Below are 1,462 nucleotides of genomic sequence, written 5' to 3' on the forward strand. Positions count from 1 at the left end.
CTAGTACTACAGCCGTAGATCGGGTCTGTGGGCTGCGCTGATGCTGCCTTCGCGTCGTTGGTAGTGGGCTCGTCGGGCGCGGTGTTGGTGTCGGCGTCGCCACTTTGACCAGGCCAGGACTCGCGCAGTGGTGGTCGTGGTGAGCGGTGCGAGGGTGGTGAACAGCCGTCGTGCCTCGCCGAGGGTGATCGCGATCAGGCCGGCGGTGTCGTCGGTGGGCTCGGTGTCGTTCATGACGGCGGCCAGGATGGTCAGGAAGGTGTGGGCGAGCATCGCCAGGGTGGTCCATCGGTGCCAGGAGTTCCAGTTGCGGACCTGGTGCTCGTCCAGGCCGGTGTGGGACTTGGCTGCCTGGAAGTTCTCCTCGACGGTCCACCGGCGTCCGGCCACGCGGGCCAGGTCGCCGATCGCGACCGGTCGTGGGGTCCAGCAGCGGTACCAGGCCAGCTCTTCGGTGGTGTCGTTGCGACGTACCAGCAGGCTGTGGTGACCGGACCCGAGGTCCGATCCGTCGACCTCGGGTTCCAGCTCGAGGAGCGCCCAGGAGTACCAGCGTCGTCCTTTGGACCCGTCGCCGCACGACATCCGTGACCAGGCCCCGTCCGGGACCCGGTCGGTGGCCTTGTCGGCGCGTAGCGGTCCGGCGCCGGTCGGCACCACACGGTTGGAGCCGATCGCCAGCACGTAGGCCAGGCCCAGCCGCCGGCAGGTGGCGCGTAGGTACGGGTCGGCGCCGTAGACCTCGTCCCCGGCGACCCACCTCGCCGGTGTCCCGGCCTGGACGGCGTTCGTGATCATGGTCGCGGCCAGGTGCGGCTTGGTCGCGAACACGACGTCGTCGGGCACGCCCGCCAGCTCGCGCCGGGCCTGGTCACCGGTCCAGGACTCGGGCAGATACAGGCGCCGGTCGATGAACGTGTGCCCACGCTGCGCGGCGTAGGTCAGGAATACCGCGACCTGCGCGTTCTCGATCCTGCCCGCGGTGCCGGTGTACTGCCGCTGCACGCCGACCGACCTGGTGCCCTTCTTCAGGTCGCCGGTCTCGTCGACCACGAGCACCGCGCCCGGATCGGCCAGGTGCCCGAGCGCGTAGGAACGCACGTCGTCACGCGCCTCGTCGGCGTCCCAGACCGCGCGCCCGAGCAGGTGCTGGAGCCGGTGCGGACTCTTGTGGCCGACGTGCTCGGCGATCGTCCAGCAGTTCTTCCGCTCCAACGGAGCGAGCAGCCCTGCCAGCAGATCCCGCGCCACGCCACGGGCGTCTCGGCGTGCGAACCGGGCCGCGACCTGCCCGAACGCCGTCTCGAACTCGGCCTGCCACGCTGGAGCGTCTACGCTATTGGCCGCGGCCACCGCCACGGACTTCTTGTTCCACACAAGCAACGAAGCATCCCGGCGGTGGCCGCCCCACGTCCAGGCATCACCCCAGGTCAACGACCAGATCTACGGCTGTAGTACTAGC

At 69.8% G+C, this 1,462-nt stretch carries 1 protein-coding gene; it reads right to left on the reverse strand.

All coding sequences use genetic code 11. The features are described 5' to 3' along the window. Positions 1 to 6: 6 nt before the first annotated feature. Positions 7 to 1,353 (reverse strand): IS701 family transposase, encoded by a 1,347-nt coding sequence (locus ACYVK7_RS17690; protein ID WP_460889038.1) that lies wholly within the window; start codon positions 1,351 to 1,353, stop codon positions 7 to 9. Between the last annotated feature and the right edge of the window lie 109 nt (positions 1,354 to 1,462).

This window comes from Promicromonospora xylanilytica (genome assembly GCF_054782895.1).